Origin of the sequence: Verrucomicrobium sp. BvORR034 (assembly GCF_000739635.1) — a bacterium.
Taxonomy (GTDB): Bacteria; Verrucomicrobiota; Verrucomicrobiia; order Verrucomicrobiales; family Verrucomicrobiaceae; genus Verrucomicrobium.
On the sequence record NZ_BATQ01000034.1, the window covers coordinates 1 to 18,706 of the forward strand.

General features: G+C 59.6%; 23 protein-coding genes. All 23 read right to left on the minus strand.

Annotation, left to right across the window (positions count from 1 at the left end):
• Window positions 1-645: 645 nt before the first annotated feature.
• The 23 genes from BV034_RS05675 to BV034_RS05795 all read right to left on the minus strand — a co-directional run bounded on the left by BV034_RS05675 (window position 646) and on the right by BV034_RS05795 (window position 17,729).
• Window positions 646-1,158 (minus strand): hypothetical protein, encoded by a 513-nt coding sequence (locus BV034_RS05675; protein WP_050025005.1) that lies wholly within the window; start codon window positions 1,156-1,158, stop codon window positions 646-648.
• Between the two features lie 223 nt (window positions 1,159-1,381).
• Entirely contained in the window at window positions 1,382-2,041 is a 660-nt protein-coding gene (locus tag BV034_RS05680) for a hypothetical protein (RefSeq protein ID WP_050025007.1), read from the minus strand.
• A gap of 693 nt (window positions 2,042-2,734) precedes the next feature.
• Window positions 2,735-3,079, minus strand: a complete 345-nt coding sequence (locus BV034_RS05690) for a hypothetical protein (RefSeq protein ID WP_050025010.1) — start codon at window positions 3,077-3,079, stop codon at window positions 2,735-2,737.
• Window positions 3,080-3,150: 71 nt separating this feature from the next.
• Window positions 3,151-3,627 carry a lysozyme inhibitor LprI family protein gene (locus BV034_RS05695; protein WP_265592673.1) on the minus strand — a complete coding sequence of 159 codons (477 nt, stop codon included), beginning with the start codon at window positions 3,625-3,627 and terminating at the stop codon, window positions 3,151-3,153.
• A 362-nt stretch (window positions 3,628-3,989) separates the two neighbouring features.
• Entirely contained in the window at window positions 3,990-4,511 is a 522-nt protein-coding gene (locus BV034_RS05705) for a hypothetical protein (RefSeq protein WP_050025016.1), read from the minus strand.
• Between the two features lie 208 nt (window positions 4,512-4,719).
• Complete coding sequence (locus BV034_RS05710) at window positions 4,720-5,310, minus strand: hypothetical protein (protein WP_265592674.1); 591 nt, start codon at window positions 5,308-5,310, stop codon at window positions 4,720-4,722.
• A gap of 1,174 nt (window positions 5,311-6,484) precedes the next feature.
• A complete protein-coding gene (locus BV034_RS05715) occupies window positions 6,485-7,003 on the minus strand; it encodes a hypothetical protein (RefSeq protein WP_050025020.1) in 519 nt (172 codons plus the stop codon).
• An 88-nt stretch (window positions 7,004-7,091) separates the two neighbouring features.
• The gene (locus tag BV034_RS34480; RefSeq protein ID WP_050025022.1) at window positions 7,092-7,670 is read right to left on the minus strand and encodes a hypothetical protein; all 579 of its coding nucleotides are present in this window, start codon (window positions 7,668-7,670) and stop codon (window positions 7,092-7,094) included.
• A 64-nt stretch (window positions 7,671-7,734) separates the two neighbouring features.
• Window positions 7,735-8,367, minus strand: a complete 633-nt coding sequence (locus tag BV034_RS05725; protein WP_050025024.1) for a hypothetical protein — start codon at window positions 8,365-8,367, stop codon at window positions 7,735-7,737.
• A gap of 18 nt (window positions 8,368-8,385) precedes the next feature.
• On the minus strand, window positions 8,386-8,955 hold the full coding sequence (locus tag BV034_RS05730) for a GNAT family N-acetyltransferase (protein WP_050025026.1): 570 nt from the start codon (window positions 8,953-8,955) through the stop codon (window positions 8,386-8,388).
• 152 nt (window positions 8,956-9,107) lie between these two features.
• Window positions 9,108-9,350 carry a hypothetical protein gene (locus BV034_RS05735; RefSeq protein WP_050025027.1) on the minus strand — a complete coding sequence of 81 codons (243 nt, stop codon included), beginning with the start codon at window positions 9,348-9,350 and terminating at the stop codon, window positions 9,108-9,110.
• A gap of 107 nt (window positions 9,351-9,457) precedes the next feature.
• Window positions 9,458-9,946 (minus strand): YcxB family protein, encoded by a 489-nt coding sequence (locus tag BV034_RS05740; protein ID WP_050025029.1) that lies wholly within the window; start codon window positions 9,944-9,946, stop codon window positions 9,458-9,460.
• 2 nt (window positions 9,947-9,948) lie between these two features.
• Window positions 9,949-10,515, minus strand: coding sequence for a hypothetical protein (locus BV034_RS35705; protein ID WP_050025031.1), 567 nt, complete (start codon window positions 10,513-10,515; stop codon window positions 9,949-9,951).
• Window positions 10,516-10,580: 65 nt separating this feature from the next.
• A complete protein-coding gene (locus BV034_RS05750; protein ID WP_050025032.1) occupies window positions 10,581-10,937 on the minus strand; it encodes a hypothetical protein in 357 nt (118 codons plus the stop codon).
• A 1,024-nt stretch (window positions 10,938-11,961) separates the two neighbouring features.
• Window positions 11,962-12,270: a hypothetical protein gene (locus BV034_RS05755; RefSeq protein ID WP_050025034.1), complete on the minus strand. Its 309-nt coding sequence runs from the start codon at window positions 12,268-12,270 to the stop codon at window positions 11,962-11,964.
• Window positions 12,271-12,427: 157 nt separating this feature from the next.
• Window positions 12,428-12,976, minus strand: coding sequence for an SMI1/KNR4 family protein (locus BV034_RS05760; protein WP_050025036.1), 549 nt, complete (start codon window positions 12,974-12,976; stop codon window positions 12,428-12,430).
• Between the two features lie 14 nt (window positions 12,977-12,990).
• Window positions 12,991-13,287: a hypothetical protein gene (locus BV034_RS35710; RefSeq protein ID WP_265592675.1), complete on the minus strand. Its 297-nt coding sequence runs from the start codon at window positions 13,285-13,287 to the stop codon at window positions 12,991-12,993.
• A 322-nt stretch (window positions 13,288-13,609) separates the two neighbouring features.
• A complete protein-coding gene (locus tag BV034_RS05770) occupies window positions 13,610-14,308 on the minus strand; it encodes a hypothetical protein (protein WP_063768691.1) in 699 nt (232 codons plus the stop codon).
• A 56-nt stretch (window positions 14,309-14,364) separates the two neighbouring features.
• Window positions 14,365-14,793, minus strand: a complete 429-nt coding sequence (locus BV034_RS05775) for a hypothetical protein (protein ID WP_265592676.1) — start codon at window positions 14,791-14,793, stop codon at window positions 14,365-14,367.
• A 408-nt stretch (window positions 14,794-15,201) separates the two neighbouring features.
• Window positions 15,202-15,687 (minus strand): hypothetical protein, encoded by a 486-nt coding sequence (locus BV034_RS05780; RefSeq protein ID WP_265592677.1) that lies wholly within the window; start codon window positions 15,685-15,687, stop codon window positions 15,202-15,204.
• 88 nt (window positions 15,688-15,775) lie between these two features.
• Complete coding sequence (locus tag BV034_RS35715; RefSeq protein ID WP_265592678.1) at window positions 15,776-16,312, minus strand: hypothetical protein; 537 nt, start codon at window positions 16,310-16,312, stop codon at window positions 15,776-15,778.
• 269 nt (window positions 16,313-16,581) lie between these two features.
• Window positions 16,582-16,932, minus strand: coding sequence for a VOC family protein (locus BV034_RS05790; RefSeq protein WP_050025045.1), 351 nt, complete (start codon window positions 16,930-16,932; stop codon window positions 16,582-16,584).
• 65 nt (window positions 16,933-16,997) lie between these two features.
• Window positions 16,998-17,729, minus strand: coding sequence for a hypothetical protein (locus tag BV034_RS05795; RefSeq protein WP_050025047.1), 732 nt, complete (start codon window positions 17,727-17,729; stop codon window positions 16,998-17,000).
• Window positions 17,730-18,706 lie beyond the last annotated feature (977 nt).

The following is an 18,706-nucleotide window of genomic DNA, read 5'->3' on the forward strand; positions in this document are numbered from 1 at the left end:
TGTAGAGGGCGGTGGGGAGAAAGCGGATGCTGCCGGCTTTCCCACCTGATCCTCCTCCGCGGAGGTACCCAAGGTTGACTCGCTTAACCGATTGCGATCGGAACAGAGTGGCGGGGAAATTGGATGCCGGAGGCATCACAGCCCTTGGCCGGGGGTTGAGCGTAGCGATACCCCCGGAAAGCAACAACCTCGCGTTCACCCCGGAGGGGTGACAGCAATAGGCGCCTGCAAAGGGACGTCGCTGGCATCCGCGCCGGGATGCAATTCTATGCTGATCTTCCGGAGGTGTCAGTCGCTACGCTCCTTCAACCTCCGGCTAAGGGCTGTGATGCCTCCGGCATCGGCTGGGAGCACAAGATGCGGGTCAGATCATCTGAAGCAACATCCCGGTCGAGAAGCACCCCTCAAACACCTCTACTTCGCGATGAGGGATTCGTTTGGGACTGAGGCTGACTAGCCAGAGTCGGTTCCTTGGTGGCCCACCCCAAAACGCGCGCAGTTGGTCTGTTCTCCTCACATCGACAACTACGGCTGGTGTTGGTGATCGCATGGCAGAAGGGATTCTCAAGCACCTTTTGTATCCGCATGCGCCCCGATGGCTCTCGCCTCTGCGCCCACTCACTGGTGATGGGCTGCTATGATGTGCTAGGATGAGTTTTGTCGTTCTGGTGGGGTGGAGTCTGGCGTTTGGTTGGCCTCTTTCTTGGTCATTAACAGGCGGGCCATGATCTTGTCGGCGGGGTATTCGCTCACCGGGAAGACGGAGAAATGCTTGGTAAGGCACTCAAAGGTGTGGTCGTGCAAGGTGATGATGATATGGCGGCTGTCGGGCATATGGTACGCCGGGAACGACACACGGTTGCAGGCTTTCACCTCGTCCATCCATGGCGAGGGGCGGACCTCGAAAATGCCGTATTCTTCAAGTCCGTACGAGTACAAGGCGTGGCCTGCGAGTGCCTCGTCATTCGGGTGGCCAAGCTTTGAGCACAGGCAGAGCTCGCACACGGCGACTACCCTTTGTTCTCCGGCGTCGGGGCTCCGGGCCGCGGCAGTAAAGTACAGCAATGCCGTGCCAGCATCATGCACGAGAACGGGGCGTGGATAGTTTATGGTCGGGACGAATCCGCAGTCGATCGGAATGACGGTGACTTTGCGCATCTGTGTTGGAGCCAATCTGGAGATACTCAGTGGATGTGCAGGGAAAATCAATCTCACGCGTCCCAGCTTGGGCTGTCTTTCAGGGATGAACTTCGATTGAAGCCATTCACGAAAGGTTGACGTCATACATTGCCAACGTCGCGACCCAAGACGTACCCATGTACTGCCCAATGACGCACCAGATCACGGGCTCCAGTCGAAGGCGGAGGCGGCCCCCAGTTTGTCAGGCCCGTCGCTTGCGGAGGGCGGTGGCGTGCTTCATGACATACTCCCGGGTGTTGGTGCGAAAGTCGGGGACGCTCCAGATGCTGTCGGCATCGTAGATGAAGTACTTGTGATCCAGCGCGTCGATGGCCTGGTCGAGCGCGGCATGGTCGGCTTCGGAAAGCAAGGTGTAGTGCTGGTCCCGGCTCCCGATCATCCAACGGGGGAAGTGGTAGCGAAGGAGGGTGCGTTCGAGTTCGGCCAGGCCGTCGAGCAAGAGGCATTTGCCGATCTGGCGGGCGGCTTTGTGTGCTCGCGACAGGAGTTCAAAGTGTCGGTTGTCCACGAGGGTGCCGAATCCGCCGCCGCAGCGGCGGTGAAACTCCGCGAGGCTTTTGAGGTGGCGCTCGACGGCGGTGAGTTTTGAATAACGGGGATCGTCGGATTCGGGGAGGGCACCGTCGAGGTCGGTCATGAAGTCGTCGCTGCCGAGGATGGCGTCGATGTCATAGATGATGGCGCGGGCGGCTTCCTCTTTTTTCTTCTGGGCCTCTCTTTCGAACTCCGCGGCTTCTTGCGCTTTGCGGGAACACTGGCCGCACAGCCCGCCGTACGCGGTGGCGGTGGCGGGGAGGATCATGGAGTTGCACTTGGTGCAGGGGAGGCGGTCGGTGGGCATGTTTTTTGCGGCTAGGCTAAGGCCTGAGCCGTCGAGTGGGCGAGACAAAATTTGCGACGCCATCTTCACAAATTGTCGCGGGACGGGTTGGTGGCAGGGCGCGACGATTGTGCAGCGAGGCGACATGGGCATCGGAGGAGACGCTGGGAGTGGGAGGATGTTTCGCCGGCCTCCGCACCTGATCATGACGGCGGGGGTTACCCAGGGTTGACTCGCTTAGGGCTCGTCCAACCACTGGGCTGGGGTAGAGATCCCATTCTGGGATCGGCTGCGATGGTGACAGAGGATGGAGGCGGTGCTGGCATGTGGCTGCGCTGAGGGAATGGCGCTGACCGCGTTTTTACAAACGCAGCTACGAGTGCGGGTGGGCTCGTGGGTGAGTGGGCATTGAGGAGGCGTGGGCTGAATGGCGTGCGAGCTGCGATGTCAGCCGCAACGCTTTGGCCACTGACGCACTGCCCACTGACGCACTGGAATGCGGAGCCCCTGACGGACCAGCACGTGACGATTGCTGACTGGAGACTCACACCCATCTACCCCCGACACCTGACCGCGTTTTTACAAACGCAGCTACGAGTGCGGGTGGGCTTGTGGGTGGATGCGCATTGAGGATGCGTGGGCTGTATGACGTGCGAGCTACGATGTTAGCCGCAACACCTTGACCACTGACGCACTGCCCACTGACGCACTGGGCTACGGTGCGGGGATCTTGCGCACGACGAGATAGGCGCCATTGCTGGCATTGAGATAGGCCGTGCCTTCGTAGAAGTGGCCTTCGGTCGCGGGCCAGGAGATTTTGGTACGGCCAGCACCCTCACCGGCCTGGATGGCCCCGGCGGTGTTGACGTTGCCCATGGTGCCGCCGGCTTCTCTGTAGGGGCCTGGCGCGCCTTCGTGGGCGAAGATGACTCCCCGCCGCTTCTTCTCGATGGAAAGGATGTCTTCGAGTGACTTGTCGAACTTTGCGGCTTGGTCGCTGCAACCGACGAGTGCAAGTAATCCGAGCAGGGGCAGGGAAAGGAGGAGGACGACTTTCATGATGTTTCAGGGATGGCCTTGGATTGAAGCCTTGCGGGTCCTCGCTTTCCCTGGAGCAGGCATTTTGGAAACTACTCGTTCAAGTGCAGGCTGGCCTGCTTGAGGGCGCGGAGTTCTTTGGCCCGGCGCAAGTACACCTCAAAACGATGGCGTGCATAGGCCAGCTTTGCGCCTGAGCCGCCCTCCCACGCGCTGCCGACAAACTGGATCTCGGCCGAGGCGAACTTTTCCCAATGCTGCTGCATCTCATCAAACACCGCCAGCGCAGCGACTTCTTTGCGGCTTGTCATGAGGGCCCGATACTGCTGACACAGCTGGTCGATCCTGGCCCTCAAGACCTGGGAGGCATTGGTGGCGAGGGTGTAGTCGCTGGAGGTGGAGTGATCAGAGTTGGCGAAGTAGGCTTTCCAGTCGAAGTCCTCCGGCGCAAACCCTGCGAGATCTATCTTCTGCAAACCTTTTTCCGCTGGGGTGGGGTTCTGGGAAGACGCCTTCGGGGTAACGTCTGGTCGATCCTGTGCCGGGACACATGGGGCGGTCAGCATCATGCTAAACAGGAAAAAGAGTCTCATCGTGCGTTGCATCGGGGTGGACATTAACGCTGGGCCGACTGCCGGGCGAGGCGAAAAGTGGGCGAGATGGCGGCGGGCGCGTGCGATTCTGGCATCCCTTCAGAATGCATGTCATTTTCGGTTTTCCAGGGGCAGGGATCGAGTAACTCGCCCGGCTCCTGGCTACCTTCTTGAAGGCCTTCGGTCTGCGCTGGAATCTTTCTCCTGGCCCGACTTGGTTCAAGGATGCAAGTGTCTGTAAAGAGTTGATGCACCTCCTCCTTTGTGGGGGCGTGAACTCCGATATCGGCGACGAAGGAGAGGTTTGAGCAGAAGCTCATATTGATTCAGGCGAACGTTCAAGAACTCGGCCCTTGTTCCTCACTGTGGTGAAGCAGAATACAGGCGAGCACTTCTGCCAAATCCTGATGCTCCGCTGCACAAGTGCCCTCGATCTTGAACCGGTAGTGGTGAGCCTGATTATCCTGGCCAAGTTTTAAGTCGATGATGTTTTCCACATTGAAGCTGTTGAAGAAGTCGCCTCGCATGACCAGGTGGGAGTGCGATGGGCCGCCATCCTTCTGCGTGATGTCGACTGTGACATTCCCGGACATGTCGGAGAGCCAGTCCGTTTTGCGTTTGGTCACAATGAAGCCTTTCGACTCCACGGTGCCGAAGAATTCTGACAGATTGCGCCCCTGATACCCTTCATGGATGTGTGCGATGACTTCTGAGCTGTCGGCCTTTGAGCGGACAATCTGGTGACGGGGGAGGTCAAAGGCCACTTCGTAGTCTCCGAACGTGGTCACCGAATCGACCTTCCATGAGATGAAGGGAAACAGCCGGCCTTTGCGGTAGTGTTCTCTGGCGGTGAGTTTCATCTCTGGGGAGAAGCGTCGGGGGAGGCAGGTGGTGCCGCTGTCAGTCGCAGTAGGAGACGTTTTGGTTACCAAGGATGTGTTCCCCAACGAGACGGTAGGGGTCTTCGGGCTGGGGTAGAACTCATCTGTCAATGCCTCCAGTTCGGGGATGCGGTCTGCTCTGTCTGGTGGTGCGGCGTGGCTTGTCCTCCCTTGTTGGTGGTTGGATTCATGCCTGCAGGTTCATGGTGGTGCAGTTGTTTGACCGCCAGAATGAAGCAAGGCTAACGTCAACGCCCAACTGCCGGCAATACTCGAGCGCCAGGTCGACTCCAAAACGCTTTCGGATCGTTCGCTGGTCATAGTTCTGTGTGTCTTCGAAGGGCAAGGGATCACCGATGGTGAGGAACTCCCATCTGGAATCCTTCATGACTCGGACGACTCGAGTGTGCGGAGATCCATCATTGAGGGTGAATTCACAAATGGGATAGGGAACAGATGGGGCGGACAGTCGAAGAGAGATCGAGCGAAAGCCAAACAGACTCGAGAGGCCGTTCACGAGGGATTGGGCGCCATCTTGATAGTTCGGATACATGGCGGTTACCCCGGGATGTGCCTCTGGAACCCAAAGCTGGTAGTTCCGGGTGGGTGGATTGTAGAGCTGAGGCGATGTGTCAGGACTGCCATTGAACTGGGTCACTCTCAGTTCGCGGGGATAGTCGGGACGGGCATACAGCTCAACGATGCGTCCGGCTATTTCGTGAGCGGGTCTCCAGATGACCGTAAATGCCAATATCTCTCGGTTTTCAATCGGTGGCATGGTGGCGGCGGTTTTTGCGAGGTGGACTCTGTTTCTCGGATTAATCTACAGATTGTCCGCCAGCGCACAGCAAAAATCGGCGTCACTGGGGTTTGTGTTTTTTGCGAAATGGGCGCTCCAGCGGTCTCTTTCTGGACGTCAACAGGTCTCCCGAAAGCGGCGCTTCACGCACGCACTCCAAAGGCCCGCATATGGGACCGGGTGGAGGGGGGGGTGTTGGGGCTTGCTGGTCGTGAGGCCTCCGATGTCGCTGGCTCTGTGTTGCGCTGCAAATGCAGTGGTTCCAGTGCCTGGATGCGGAGCATCTTTGGAGTGCGTGCGGGAACCGCCGCTATGGCGGCGCTTGTGATTTCATGAAACCTGAGCGCGTTGCCAGGGGCCTGGGCTGCCAAACCAGCCTCGTGGCGGACGGCATGATGGGTTCCTCTGCCGTCCTGTGTAGGAGGTGCCGTGGTCGGCTATCGCACCTGAGGTCCTGTGGGGGTGGGTACCCAGGTTTGACTCGCTTAGGGCTCGTCCAACCCTGGGCTGGGGTAGGCATCCCTTTAAAGGTCGATAACCGATTGAAATCGGAGCAGTGATCCTGGGAAGTAGCATGCTCCAGCGTCCTGCACGTGGAGGACCAGAGCCTGTCGAAACTTGGCAACATCGGCGAGGGGGTGAAGCTTGCAGACGCTTCAGCTAGTGCCTCCTCACGTCGACAACTACAGGGGCGCTGGGTGGTTGGTGACCAAACACCAGTGGGTGGGTTCAGATGCGTGAGCCATCTGGGGTGAGTGCGGATACAGAAGGTGTTTGAGGATTCCTTCTGCCGTGCGAGCGCCAAGGCCGGTCGTAGTTGTCGACGTGAGGAGGCACTAGCTTCCCGGTATGCGATGTTTCCCCGGGGAGTGCTGCCAACAGCCCAAGGGTGGGCTCTGTGGCCGCAAGGCGAGGTAGAATCAAACGCCCCAGAATCTACTCCCGATGAGGGATGAGCTTCGGGTGGTCTGGAGTGGGTTCTGGGTGGCGCGCAATAGTCAGACTCGTGGCGAATGTCGGGTGCGAGAGCATGGTGTGTGCCGATGCGGCCTAGCGACCCACTCACCGTGACGCGGCGAACGGGACGCAATGATTGCAACTGCGATGGCCTGCTGCCGTTCACTGTGGAACTGGGACGGCGTTGCGGAAGTTGTCATTTGCGGTTGGGAAGCGCGCCGGTGACCGTCTCGAACGCATCGGCGACGCTGATGGTGAAGATGCCGCCTTTGCCGGTGGTGAACGCCTCATGCCACATGCGATAACCCTCAGCGAAATCGGGGACCGGGCCGGATTCACGCTCGAGGGTGGTGACACTCTGCTGGATGGCAGATTCAGCAAATGGCAAGTGTGGAATGGTGGTGTTGCCGTCTCCGTAGGAAACGCCGGAGAGGGCGATGTGAACGATGGTGCGCCCCTGGCCGTCGTCTTCGACACGGAGGATGGTGAGCTTTGCGTTGGGCTGATTTGGTGGAGTCTTGAACTCCCAAACCTGACCTGCGCGGAACCTGGAGGATGCAGGTGCAGCTGCGGTGGGGTGCATGGTGCCGGTGGGTACGATGCCCACCTTCTTGTCGGCCTGATGTTCGACGACGGTGAGATCGGACGGTTTCTTGGAGCAGGCGCTGAAGAGGAAGGAGAGCCATCCCATAAGGGCAAGGAGGGTGCGGTTCATGTGATGCGTGGAGTGACACGGCGGCCCCGAGTGGGTGATTGCAGTGTGATGTCCGGTATTTGGTGGCATCGGGACTGCGGCGATCCGGTCATGCTGAAGTCTGTCTGCGTAGCCAAGGGCTGTCAACATCTGCCCTGTCTGCACTCCATCCGGGGGGCAGGTCACTGATGAATGCCAACGAGGGGTCTCGCTTGTATGCTTCGTTCATTGCCACAAGCATTGCGCTTTCAGCAGAGCTTGTTGTGCCGCAGATGAAGACCCATGAGTGATCGTCCTCAAAGTGCTGAGCATGCAAGATGGGATGACCCCCATCAAAGACTTGGCGGGTGGAAATGCAGGCAGTGTCCGGTGTCTGGTCGAAGGGCCATGAAACCTGCTCCCAATCAAGCCGGGAGACGCCAAACTGCCGGGCGGCATCCGCTACCGCCTCCTCAATCGTCGAGTAACTACAGTCATTCTCTGTCTCCCAAGTCTCATCGCAATAGAACAGGTAGGCCTCTCCATCGTTCGAGTCCCGCCCGTAGCGTGCGATGGCCAGCCCGTGGAACCACGTCTGCTCTGACCCGGCAAAGAGGCGGGTGGATCCCGTGTATGAGTGGCGAGATGGATCGAGTACGACCGCAAGGATCACCAGAGCGTCATCAATCGTTGTTGGGCATCGAGGCATGAGGGGACGATGTTGGTTGGCTGGTGCAGGTTTGCGGAATCACCAAACTGCGGCTGCTGGTCTGCTACGGCTTTTTAACCTGTTCTGAACGGAGTTTGGCGCTCGCCACGCGGGAGTCGCTGTCGAGCAGCACCTCGTAGTAGTAGTGAACGCCGTCTCTCGTCTCATCGCCGAGATGCCACGTCTTGTCATCCACCTTAATGGCGGGCAGCTCTTGCCAATGCTTCTGGTGGATGTCGCAGAAGGCGTTCCAGACCAGCTTGGCATCGTCTGCGGTGCGGAGGGTGACATGGCTGGCATGGAGCAGCTCGCCGAAGGCCTCATAGTTGCCGGTGTGCTGGACCCCTTTGACGAGATTCCCTGTGGCATCGCACACCAGTGTGGTCTCGATCCCGAGGGCAAGGCCCAGAGGTTTCTTTTCCGTGCCTGGTGGCGGGTGCTGGGACCAGGAGACGGCATAGAAGCGATGCTGAGGAAACAAAGTCTTCAGCGAGGCGAAAGGAAGCGCATACCATGGCGTGAAGGTGGCAACAATGTCTCCGTGTTTGCGCGAATCGGCCTCGATGCTCTGCTGCCATTTCTTGAGCGTGGGGGCGGCTGGATCCGAGTCGGTGATCTGGGTCAATTGCTGCCAGCGGATCTGGGCGCCCGCGGTGCTGAGGGCAAAGACGGTGAAAAGGGTGGTGAGGTGTTTCATAGAACTAGCGCGCGGACTTCAAGCCGGCTGCGACCTCAGCGCCCACTCGCGGGCCAGCAGCGCGAAGACAAACTCGCTGGTCAAGGTGCCCTTGTAGGGCCGGTGCTCGATGTGGTGCGCCTCCTGGCGGAAGCCGAGCCGTCTGAACAAGGCGGCGGCGGGGTCGTTCAGGACATCCGTGGTGGCGGTGATGCGGCGGGCGGAGAGGGCGGTGAACAAGTGGTGAAGCAAGCACTGCAGCGCCTCGGTGGCATAGCCTTTGCCCTGTTGGGTATGGTCAAGGGTGATGCCGATTTCAAACTGTTGCGGCTCGTCCGCCAGGCAGTGCAGACCGCAGTCGCCGATCAACTGGCCTGTCGCGGCCTCAACAATGGCCACCTGAAGCCAGGTGCCTGGGACGCCAATGTCTCTGTCCTGCTGATCGTCGAGCAACCGGGCCGCGTCATCGGGGCCAAAGGTCTCCCACGACTGGTAGCGAGCCACCTCGGGCTGGGAGCGGTAGGAGCAAAGGGTGGGCGCATCGGTAGGTTGTAATCGGCGCAGCAAAAGTCGCGCCGAAGTCAGGTGGTCTGGAAAGCGGTGTTTCATAGGACGCGCGTGACAACGGGTAACATACAGATGACCAGTGACAAATGCAGCGAAAAACCGAGGTCGCGTTCGCAGGCAATCTCTGCTTGCGGGTGTTGGGTGGGGGAGGGAAGACGGACCCAGCGAGACGCCGGTGAGACGATCGCGTACGGTCAGGCATCATTCGTGAGGTGGAACTCGCCGAGCAACTCGCCTGTCGCTGCCGCAATGAATCGTGCCCGGACGCCATCATGCTCCAATCTCACTTTGGCGTTTGGGTCTTGGGCGGACAAGTTTGCAACAAGGTGGCGAATTCCCGCCACAATTTCAGGTCTCGGTGAGGTGACACCATCTTCGGCCATGCTCAGGCGCCCTTGGTAAAGCTTTAGAAAATAGTGCACGGGAAGGTCGCTCATTTCGTGATGGCTGAAAGGGGAGGGGTGACAATTGGCGCGGCTGGCTGCCACGGGCCTCGGGGATGGGTGGCCCAGGAAGGTGCGGCGGGGAACTTAGGGCGGGCGCATCAGGTGATTTTGGCACCGTGGGCCTTGGCGCGGTCGAGGATGAGCTCCCGCGCTTCGAGGTCGAGGTCTGCAAGCGGCAGTGTCATGAACTGTGCGCGGGAGAAGAAGAGCAGCCAATAGTCCGGAAACTGCCAGATCTCAGTGACGGTGCTCCAGGAGAGCTCGGATGTGCCAATGTCGGAGGTGATGCGGAAGCGGTCAGCGCCAGCCTCGAAGGTGGCCTCTGGTGATCGCATGCGGCGGAATCGGGTGATGCTCCCGCGATAGTGAATGAAGTAAAGCGCGATGGCGACGATGATGGCGAGGCAGAGTCCGGAGGCGGAGACACCCACCCACCAGGAGCGGTCACCGTGCGCGACGGAGTAGATGAGCGACGCGAGAAGCACGGCCATGGCGAGGAAATAACGCCAGCCGGTGACGCGCCGCCAGAAGGCCCACACGGCGCTGCGGATGAGGGTCTCGGTATAGCGAAGTTTGACCAGCTTCATATTCAGGGGGGCGTATGACGGCTCATTTGAACGTGTTTCCAATACATTTTCAGGTAATGCGATCCGAACCGGATGCGCGTAATGTCCGAAAGATCCACCTGCGTGGGGCGGCGCTCCCATTGCCCTGCCCCATCGAAGCCGAGCAAGGTGGCGTGATGGTCAGTGACCTGCTCAATCCGGCAATGGATGGAATGCCATTCCTCGAACGTCTCACGAACCACGATGGCAAATGCCTGAAGCTTGTGGAGGGAGCGGAGAATGGCAGCGGTGCTGGTCAGGTCGATCGAAGGAGTGCGGAGCGCGCGTGCCCAAGCTCCCTCGGCTTGGAGGATCTGTTTGCGGAAGGCCCGGTGCTTGCTGGTGATGAGGGATTGGACGTGGCTGCGTGAGACGACAATGTATCCGTCGGGCTCAAGACCGTCCCCCAGTGAACGGGCCAACAGCCAATCGCGCGACGATGCCAGCAGAACGACCTCGGGTGAAGGATCGTAGCCGGTCAACGGTTGAGCGTGCAGGCGCAGACCGACAGGCATTGCTTCCGCGATGGCTTTCTTGATGGAGATCTTCATAGCGGGTAGCGATGCCGGTGGCACTTCACTTGGGCGGGAAGGGCGGACTTAGGTGCGCAATCGGCTCAGTACCCGTCCATCGACATGGAGACCTTGCCGTTTTCATCAATGGTCCAGAGGTCGCCGTCATCGCTCATCACCACGGCGCCAAAGTGGAGGGCGATCTGGCCCAGCTTCTTGAGCATGGGTGGCTGGGGATAGTCCGTGGAGATGCTGCCGGAGCTCCAGGCGAGCCAGGGCCAATCTTCTGGATTGTCTGAGTCTGACGGCAGGAGCACGAGGGTGTCGCTGTAGTTCGGGTGTTCCGGCTCAGGGCGCTGGAGATCGGGGTCTGCCTCGATATAGGCGTCCCATTCGTCCAGGGCGATGGGGTCTTCCTGGCCTTCGGCTGTTTGTCGGACAATGTGGACGGAGTAGCTCATGGGGGGGTGAGTTTGAGGGGCTCTTGGTGACTTGTGCGAGGTTTATGCAAGTGACTGGTAAATGCTACTGTGCCGCGACGGGGATTGCAAGCGTGTGCGAGGGCGGCCGGTGTGTGCGGGTATGATTCTGGCATCCTTTCAGGATGCAAGATGCTTTTGGCGGGTACCAGGGGTGTTCGGTCCAGTTGCTTCCTTGATCCCGGGCTGCCTTGTGGAAGGCGTTCGGTCTGTGTTTGAATCTGGTGGCGGTTCGAAAAAGGAGTGCAGATGCCGCAGCCGCGAACGCGTGTCCGATTTACAAGATACAGATCCCAAGCGGAGGCTGATCGCGTGTCGCGAGTTTTCATGGCCGAAGCTCCACGCCAACGGCGTGATACACAAGAGCCCGGGGTCAGAGCGCGAAGCGGGCGCCACCCCGGGTGGTGATGAGATAGTGCGGGACCTCCAAGGGAGTTCTACAGACCGACCTGATCACCCGGAGACGATCCTCGTGAATGCGGTGGACACTTCAGGAATCGGCCACGGTTTGTAGAACTCACTTCGGAGTTCTGGCCCATCGCCCATATACCCAGGGTGGCAGCTCGTGCCTCGCCTTACCCTGGGCTGCTTTGTATGACGCCCTTGGCGTCAAAACGCTCACGTGCGACAACGGTGACGCATCTTATCCTGACCTGATGCGCATGTGCATGCGCAGTTGCGGGATCGGTATTGGGGGACGTGGGTGGTGCGACTGACTGGCGACGGGGCTGGACTACTTTGTCTTTCCCGGCGGGTTGCCGCGGGATTCCGGGATGAACGTTTTGAGGAATTCCAGGTAGCCTCGCGGGTGCCCGGCCATTTCCCGACGGGTCACCTGTATCCTTCACGGGGTATTGCAACTGGATGATCTCTCCGTAGGACAGCTCCTGTGCCTTCAGATCGTGTTCGAGGATTCCCGGGAGTGCCTGAGTCGGGGAGGGGAGCTGGAAGCGTCCTCGCTGCCTTGTACAGGATCTGGACTTGTGAATTGTGCTTTAGAGCCGTCCTAGAAGAGGGGCTGGTCGTCTTCTCTCTCCAGAAACACCAGTGAATCAGGCGGCACATCTTCTGCCGATACATCGGCGGGCAATTGGATGACGATGGCTGATCCACCGCCAAACTTGCTGATGAATTCAAAGTCCTTGATGAAAGTCTTTACAGAGGAACCGTCCGGACGAAGAATCCGGATCGCTTCCCGTCGGCGGACATTCTCTGTGGCTGGAATGCGCCAATCCTCGGGATCTTGTAGGACGACAATGGTCCCGCGACCTGCAACCGTGAAGGTCTCGATCGTCTTGCAAAGAAGCTTTGGCATTGGGTTAGCTTTTTTGGAGTATTTGGCACAACATGCAGAAGGTCCGCCAGTGGGCAGTAAAAATCAACGCAACACAGCGCTGAACCGGCGGGACGCCGGTAGTACGCAACGGCTGGAAGCCGGTGTCACTTGAGGGGCGATCAAACCAATGATCGTGTCACAGTGCTTTGCGGCGTCGGTTGGAGCAGGCTTCTACGAAGGTCTCGCCTACAAGCAACGCATCGTCGAAATCAAGATTGCCGGCGTGGACAAGGAGGATGGGGAACTCTCCATCGATGGCTGGCCTGCGCATGTCGAATAGGTAGAATGTCCCAGAGCCATCGAATGCAAACGGGAGCGTCTGAGGAAGGTACTCGGGGATGTGGTAGGCTAGCAGGTACTCCCGCACCTGGAACGATCTGAATATGGGATCGAACCAATGCCCGCCTGTCCGAAAGGAGCCGCCGTTGGAATACCTGAGAAAGCTCAGATAGGACTCGGGAGGGGATTGTGTGGGGAGTTTCCATGGTGCCGGGTCGACCTTGTGGAAGCGATCATGGAGGGGGCTTCCTGCGGCAAACGGATTGGTTTGCCGGGCGAGGATGTCTGCAATCTCCGCCCCAGTGAGCGGACGCGACACGTCGTGCAGCAGCCGTGCGATCGCGGCTTCAGAAGCTGGCGGTTCCGGGTGACATTCGTCAAAGAGGGATGGCCAGGGCGTGGTCATGTGGTCTGCGCGTCTTAAGGTTCAGCAAGGCGGCTGGTGAGGGCGATCGCCTCGCTGTTGCCGCAGGCGCAGAGGTGGGTGATCTCGGACTTGAGCATCCTGATGGTGGAGGCCAGGTGATCCATTTCGGGTGTATGCCACCCGCGCTTTTCACAGGCTGCCAGGAGGGTGCGCGCTGCCTGGATCAGGCTGGCGATGAATCCGAGGCACGAGACGGGTACCTTGAACTCCCGCCTGTCATTGTGAAGGCCGGCCAGACTCCATGTGTCGCCACGCTCGTGTGTCAGACGTGCCGTGCAAGGGCCGTCCATGAAGCGGAGATCCCATTGGCGTGTCTTTTTCTGGAGGATGCGGGGAACAGGTTCGAGCCACCAACCTAAGATTGTGACTGCGAAATCATTCCATCCTTCTTCCGGAAAGCATGCGCTCTCACTCCGGATGAACACTACGCCGGTGATCGAGCCGAAAGACGATAGGCTGAGAGTCGAGGTGTCGACCTCCGCTGTCGCGTTCTCTGCTGTGAGTCCAGGTTCCAAGGGGATGAAGATGTCTGACAATGCGACCCTGCCCGCCCGGCAATCTGCTCACAGGTGGGGGCGGGGCAACCGGAACGTGAGGCTGTGACGCGGGGCGCTAATCTGGGTGTGATGGGTCACGATGCAGTGATCTGCCGAGAGGCGTACGGATGCGCTGGGGCTGCGACTGAACCGGCGGGACGCCGGTGGCACCTATTGACATCTTTTGAAGCCAACGATCAGGTCGTGGGTGCCGGCCCCTCCTCTGCTGAAGTGCGTTGGGCGGAGGCACCGCCAGTTCTAACTGCACGACCAGATCTCTGCCTTGTTCGATCTTCTCGATCTCGTGAAGCCGGAAGATGAGGTTCTGATTTTCAAACCGGGCGGGAAGTTTATCAAATGACTTCATGAAGTCCTTCAAGCCGTAGTGCTGGGGGATGCGCCAGACGATGCCGTGGGCTTCCTCGGGAATGACAAAAGACATGTGCAGGCGCAACAGCGCCTCTGCGGCGCGTTGCCGGTCCAGTACCTTGGTGACGACGACGGTGCAAGGGAGATGAAGCCTCCGCCGATACGCTTCATACCAATAATCTGGAGGCTGGCCCGAGCCCAGCATGTGCACGTCTCCATTGACCCGGTCAACCAGAATGCCGCATGTGCCAATTAAGAGGCCTTCCATCCGACCAGTTTCCTGGTGGGCGCGGCTGTCGATCTGGAAGTAGAAACCGAATTCGCACTCTACAGGGGGTGCGGCGAGGACCACGGTGTCGTGGGGCACGAAAGCTTCGGCGAGTGTTCTGGCTTCGGTGGAGGTCATGTCATTTTCCTCACGCGGTGGCTGAAGCAATCCCGGAACTCAGGCCTGGGGACGCGTCAAGGGTTATGCGCCGACGGAATGCCTGTGGCCTGCCTCTGCTGCAGGGGTGGCGGATTTTTGTCGGGCGTGTAGAACAGCGATTTACAAGTCTTGGCGCACCAGTTCACGATGCAAAGGATGCCAAATGGCAAGATGAGCATGGTGGGAAGAAGCAGGAGCAAACCGATCACCCAGTTTCGTGGAGTGAAATGTTGGCGACGCAATTGCATCCAGTACCAAAGGTTGGCAGCGCAAAGGAGTGCGCTGATGGGAACCGTCGCGACCAAGATGGTGTGATTTGACGAGCCTGGTGGGTTGAGGGCAGCAAAACGCTCGTTTGGATGAAGCAGGTCAACCACCGTCCAGATCGCGGAAACACCGAACAATAGTCCGATGATAAAGAAGATCTTTCGGAAGCCCCAAAGTGGTTTGCCGTCGGAGGACATGTTGTATGTGCTTTCTACCTTGTGCTGTGCTGGTGTTTTAGCTCGAGGATCAGAGCTCAAGTTTAAGGCACAACATGCAGATGAACAGCATGCGTGCAGCAAATAACTGATGCCCCGATGGCATGCGGTCTGGACAGACGGTCTGCCGAGAGGCGTGTGCATGCACTGGGACTGCGACTGAACCGGCGGGACGCCGGTACCACGCACCGACTGGAAGCCGGTGTCACTTGGTGACTGCTGGGGATCTTGTAGGGGGAAGGGGGCAGCTTGTGGGCCCTCCAGTGTCGGAGGCTGGGTGGTGTGCTCTGAACCAGGCAGTGTGGGCACCTGGATGCGGAGCATCTTTGGAGTGCGCGCGGGAACCGCCGCTTTGGCGGCGCTAGTGAGGGGCTAGAACCTGGGCGTGGGTCAGGGGTTTGGTGTGTTGGCCTGTTTGACCTGTTGGATCACGTCTGCGGCGCGGTTGAGGAGGTCATTCCGCTCTTCCCATCTTGCCCTCTTGAACTGCAGCCATTGCGCAAGCCAGTCAACCTCAGCAAGGTCACGCCGGGCCAGCAACTCAAGACATCGGACATCATTGTCGTAGGCATCAGGTTGCGTGGCGACCAGGGTGAGAATGTCCCGGAGACTGGAGAGTGCGGCGTCTGGCCAGGCTGGCAGCACCCGTGTGAACAGGCGGTGCCGAAGCCAGCAGTCCTCCCGGTGCAGCCCCTCAGCAACAGCGGGTGCCCCTGGAGTTCCAATTTCTGCGAAGTAGTCGGTAAAGACATCGGCAGCGGGCGACTCGGCAACGCGCATGGCTTGAATCATGTCGCGATGAACCGGCTCTATCGCGGGATATCCAAGATCGACGATCCGCCTGGCGCCTTCCACGTCAAAGGCGTTGCGGGGCATGAGTCGCAGGAGTTCTTTCCGGTCCATATTCTTGTCGCAACGTTTGATGGGTGGCAGGGCGGGGCGGAGCCGTCCAGAGCGAGGCGAACTAGCGGTCTGTCCCGCCGTTGTCACCATCACCACTGGCTTGATCGCTTTGTTTTGGTCCGATAGAGCGGCCCATGAATGAGAACCAAAGCCGGTCGTAACGATCAATGCGTACGTGCATGTCGGCTGTGTCGGAGAGCCCTCTGAATACGACTCGTCGTGGTCCGAGTGTTGTCTCGGGCGGAGTGTCTTCGGATCCCAGGGTCATCGAGCTGCTGCCCACTTCAAGGTCGTGATCGGGTTCTCCGAATCTCTCGAAAAGTTGTTGTGGTGTGGTGATGTCCTTGGTGAGCTGGTGCAAACGATGAGATTCCTCAATCGAGACTTCGGTCCAGTAGGTCTTTCTCAATGAGTCGGGTGCCCTGCCGCCGCAAAACGGACAATGGTAAAACAACGAATGGCCCCGTCCCCCGGTATGAACCAGATGATACTCGTTCATCCGTTCGTCGAAGACCACGGGAAGGGCATCGTCGCGGGCGGCGCGCTCAAACCAGCGGCATTCGCAGAGTGGCGCATCGGGATTTGGTTTGCTGGGCATGGTGTTGTGTGGCGAAACATACGGTGGGACCGCCAGCGTGCAGCAAAATTCCATGCCACTGCAGCATGCGTTCTTGCAAGCTGGTCTGGGATTCAGAACGCCGCAGGGTGATGGAAAGGTCGCTCGGGAAAAGGGTCTGCACGGACGATCTGCCGAGAGACGTCTGCACGCGCTGGGGCTGCAACTGAACCGGCGGGACGCCGGTACCACGCACCGGCTGGAAGCCGGTGTCACTTTGGCGGGAGCAGGTGGTGCCTGCCCAGCGCTCGCTAGGCATTGCGCTTGTGGATGCCGAGCTTGTTGCCATCGGGATCGAGGATAAACGCGCCGCGGCAGATGGGGCTCTGAAAGGGTTCTCCCAGGAAGGTGACGTTGTGCCGCTTGAGATGGGCGATGGCTTCGTCAAAGTCTGCTACTTCCAGGGCGAGGGCTGGACCGTCACTGGAGGGCTTGAGCATGGGGCCGCAACCCAGAAGGAGCGTGTGCGGGCCGACCTCAAATTCGCAGGACGCCTCGCGCTGTGTGGTGCAGGTGAGTCCCAGGACGCCCTCATAGAAAGCACGAGCGCGGGACATGTCGGTGACGGGGTAGCCGATGAAGGAGAATTCTGTGATCTTCATAGCGCAAGTGGGGTGGTTTTCCGTGAGAGGGCAGGGCTTGAGGGAAAGGCATTCCGCCGCCTCTCTTATACAGATCGTTCGCGTTCGAAATAGCGGCGGTATTTGAGGCGGGTGCGCGCGACGACGTCGGCGTGCCAGTCACCTTCGGCCATGAAGTTGACGCGGCAATGGGGTATCCAGGTGCCAAACTGGAAAGTGGACCACCCGTTCTCGCGGGCGAGGTCGATCAGTTTCCGGGTGGTGAGGACGTAGCCTGAGGAGACGTTCGATGGTTTGACGAGATCGTCGCCGGTCCATGTGTCCAGGTCAGGGACCATGAGCTTGTCGCCAAAGTTGTGGTCGGTGCGGGAGAGGCAGAGCGGGCAGATGGTGACTTCACTCTCCGGGTAGGAGATGGCGACGCGACCGGTGATCTCGATCTGGAAGTACTCGGGGACGGGTCGGGTAAAGGCGCGGCCGTCGTTGATGGTGAGCCTGACCTTGCGGGGGATGAAGCCGCTGACGCCGGCTTTCTGCATGACTGCGACGATATCTCCTCGAACCAACGGGGGCTCAATGAGGACGGAGATGGCCTCAGGCCAGTGGGGACCCGCCTCGACGGCGGGGCTGCCCTCATAGTAGTCGCCTTCGCGAATGCGTGAGAGGGTGGCTTCGATCTCACGAAAATCGGGGGCTCCATACCACCGCTGGCAGGGCTCGCAGCGCTTCCGCCCCCGGCCTCCCAGCGGATAGCGGACGGTGGCACCCACGTCCCGGGTTCCTTCGACGCCAAAGAAATGAAAAAGGGGGTGATTCATTTTCTTGTTGGGCGAACAAGGCACAGGGGTTCTCGCTTGTCACGTGTATTTCTGCTGCTGTGAATCACTCGTTCGATGGGCGATCGACCGTTGTTGGCGGTTGGTTGTCGCAAGGGAGGGGCTGGATTTTTTTGAGGGGGGCGTGTTGGGACGTGCTGGCTGCCGCATTGCGCTTCCTCGAACCTCAACAGGCCTCCCGAAAGCAGGGCCTTACGCACTCATTCTAATGCGGCTGCGTCGCAAGGTGATGGGGGGTGGCGGCTTGAGGATCGTGGGCCTTTGGGGTCGGAGGGACATTTGACTGAGGGCTTCTGCAAGATGCAGAAGCCGGCACGCTGGAAGCGTGCTGTCCCCTTTGAAACTGACCTGGAGCGCTGTGGCGTGGAAACTTGGGGGAGCGCAGGCGGATCGCCTGCGCTCCCCGATGCGTGGATGTGTGCCTGCCAGGCGACGGGGTGTTGCCGCAGTGGGTTCGAGGAATGTTGTATGGTGTGTTGAGGGCAATGTGGAGGAGCCGTCCCCGGCTCTTGCTGTTGAGAGGGGGTCGGGGAGGGACGGCACCGGGAGCGGAGCTGCAATCGCCTGTCTTCAGGGGTGGTCTTCCGGGCTGGGGTGTTTGATGGGGCTGCGCCTCGCGGCCTGAGGGTGGGTGTTGGGCCCTTGAGGGTGTTCCGCGGAGGTACCCAGGGTTGACTTGCTTAACCGATTATGATCGGAACAGTGTGACAGGGAAATTGGATGCCGGAGGCATCCCAGCCCTTAGCCGGGGGGTGAGCGTAGCGATACCCCCGGAAAGCAACAACCTCGCGTTCACCCCGGAGGGGTGAGAGCCATAGGCACCTGCAAAGGGACGTTGCTGGCATCCGCTCCGGGATGCAATTCCTATGCTGATCATCCGGAGGTGTCAGTCGCTACGCTCCTTCAACCTCCGGCTAAGGGCTGTGATGCCTCCGGCATCGGCTGGCATCACAAGATGC

What these genes read in the sequence shown, in the direction of transcription:
- BV034_RS05740 (WP_050025029.1), bottom strand. Translation starts at nt 9,946, where the DNA reads ATGAAGCTGGTCAAACTTCGCTATACCGAGACCCTCATCCGCAGCGCC.
- BV034_RS05725 (WP_050025024.1), bottom strand. Translation starts at nt 8,367, where the DNA reads ATGAAACACCTCACCACCCTTTTCACCGTCTTTGCCCTCAGCACCGCG.
- BV034_RS05735 (WP_050025027.1), bottom strand. Translation starts at nt 9,350, where the DNA reads ATGAGCGACCTTCCCGTGCACTATTTTCTAAAGCTTTACCAAGGGCGC.
- BV034_RS35710 (WP_265592675.1), bottom strand. Translation starts at nt 13,287, where the DNA reads ATGGACGGCCCTTGCACGGCACGTCTGACACACGAGCGTGGCGACACA.
- BV034_RS35715 (WP_265592678.1), bottom strand. Translation starts at nt 16,312, where the DNA reads ATGCCCAGCAAACCAAATCCCGATGCGCCACTCTGCGAATGCCGCTGG.
- BV034_RS05775 (WP_265592676.1), bottom strand. Translation starts at nt 14,793, where the DNA reads ATGTCCTCCGACGGCAAACCACTTTGGGGCTTCCGAAAGATCTTCTTT.
- BV034_RS05780 (WP_265592677.1), bottom strand. Translation starts at nt 15,687, where the DNA reads ATGCCCCGCAACGCCTTTGACGTGGAAGGCGCCAGGCGGATCGTCGAT.
- BV034_RS05695 (WP_265592673.1), bottom strand. Translation starts at nt 3,627, where the DNA reads ATGATGCTGACCGCCCCATGTGTCCCGGCACAGGATCGACCAGACGTT.
- BV034_RS05760 (WP_050025036.1), bottom strand. Translation starts at nt 12,976, where the DNA reads ATGACCACGCCCTGGCCATCCCTCTTTGACGAATGTCACCCGGAACCG.
- BV034_RS05755 (WP_050025034.1), bottom strand. Translation starts at nt 12,270, where the DNA reads ATGCCAAAGCTTCTTTGCAAGACGATCGAGACCTTCACGGTTGCAGGT.
- BV034_RS05790 (WP_050025045.1), bottom strand. Translation starts at nt 16,932, where the DNA reads ATGAAGATCACAGAATTCTCCTTCATCGGCTACCCCGTCACCGACATG.
- BV034_RS35705 (WP_050025031.1), bottom strand. Translation starts at nt 10,515, where the DNA reads ATGAAGATCTCCATCAAGAAAGCCATCGCGGAAGCAATGCCTGTCGGT.
- BV034_RS34480 (WP_050025022.1), bottom strand. Translation starts at nt 7,670, where the DNA reads ATGCCTCGATGCCCAACAACGATTGATGACGCTCTGGTGATCCTTGCG.
- BV034_RS05680 (WP_050025007.1), bottom strand. Translation starts at nt 2,041, where the DNA reads ATGCCCACCGACCGCCTCCCCTGCACCAAGTGCAACTCCATGATCCTC.
- BV034_RS05675 (WP_050025005.1), bottom strand. Translation starts at nt 1,158, where the DNA reads ATGCGCAAAGTCACCGTCATTCCGATCGACTGCGGATTCGTCCCGACC.
- BV034_RS05795 (WP_050025047.1), bottom strand. Translation starts at nt 17,729, where the DNA reads ATGAATCACCCCCTTTTTCATTTCTTTGGCGTCGAAGGAACCCGGGAC.
- BV034_RS05715 (WP_050025020.1), bottom strand. Translation starts at nt 7,003, where the DNA reads ATGAACCGCACCCTCCTTGCCCTTATGGGATGGCTCTCCTTCCTCTTC.
- BV034_RS05730 (WP_050025026.1), bottom strand. Translation starts at nt 8,955, where the DNA reads ATGAAACACCGCTTTCCAGACCACCTGACTTCGGCGCGACTTTTGCTG.
- BV034_RS05710 (WP_265592674.1), bottom strand. Translation starts at nt 5,310, where the DNA reads ATGCCACCGATTGAAAACCGAGAGATATTGGCATTTACGGTCATCTGG.
- BV034_RS05770 (WP_063768691.1), bottom strand. Translation starts at nt 14,308, where the DNA reads ATGACCTCCACCGAAGCCAGAACACTCGCCGAAGCTTTCGTGCCCCAC.
- BV034_RS05705 (WP_050025016.1), bottom strand. Translation starts at nt 4,511, where the DNA reads ATGAAACTCACCGCCAGAGAACACTACCGCAAAGGCCGGCTGTTTCCC.
- BV034_RS05690 (WP_050025010.1), bottom strand. Translation starts at nt 3,079, where the DNA reads ATGAAAGTCGTCCTCCTCCTTTCCCTGCCCCTGCTCGGATTACTTGCA.
- BV034_RS05750 (WP_050025032.1), bottom strand. Translation starts at nt 10,937, where the DNA reads ATGAGCTACTCCGTCCACATTGTCCGACAAACAGCCGAAGGCCAGGAA.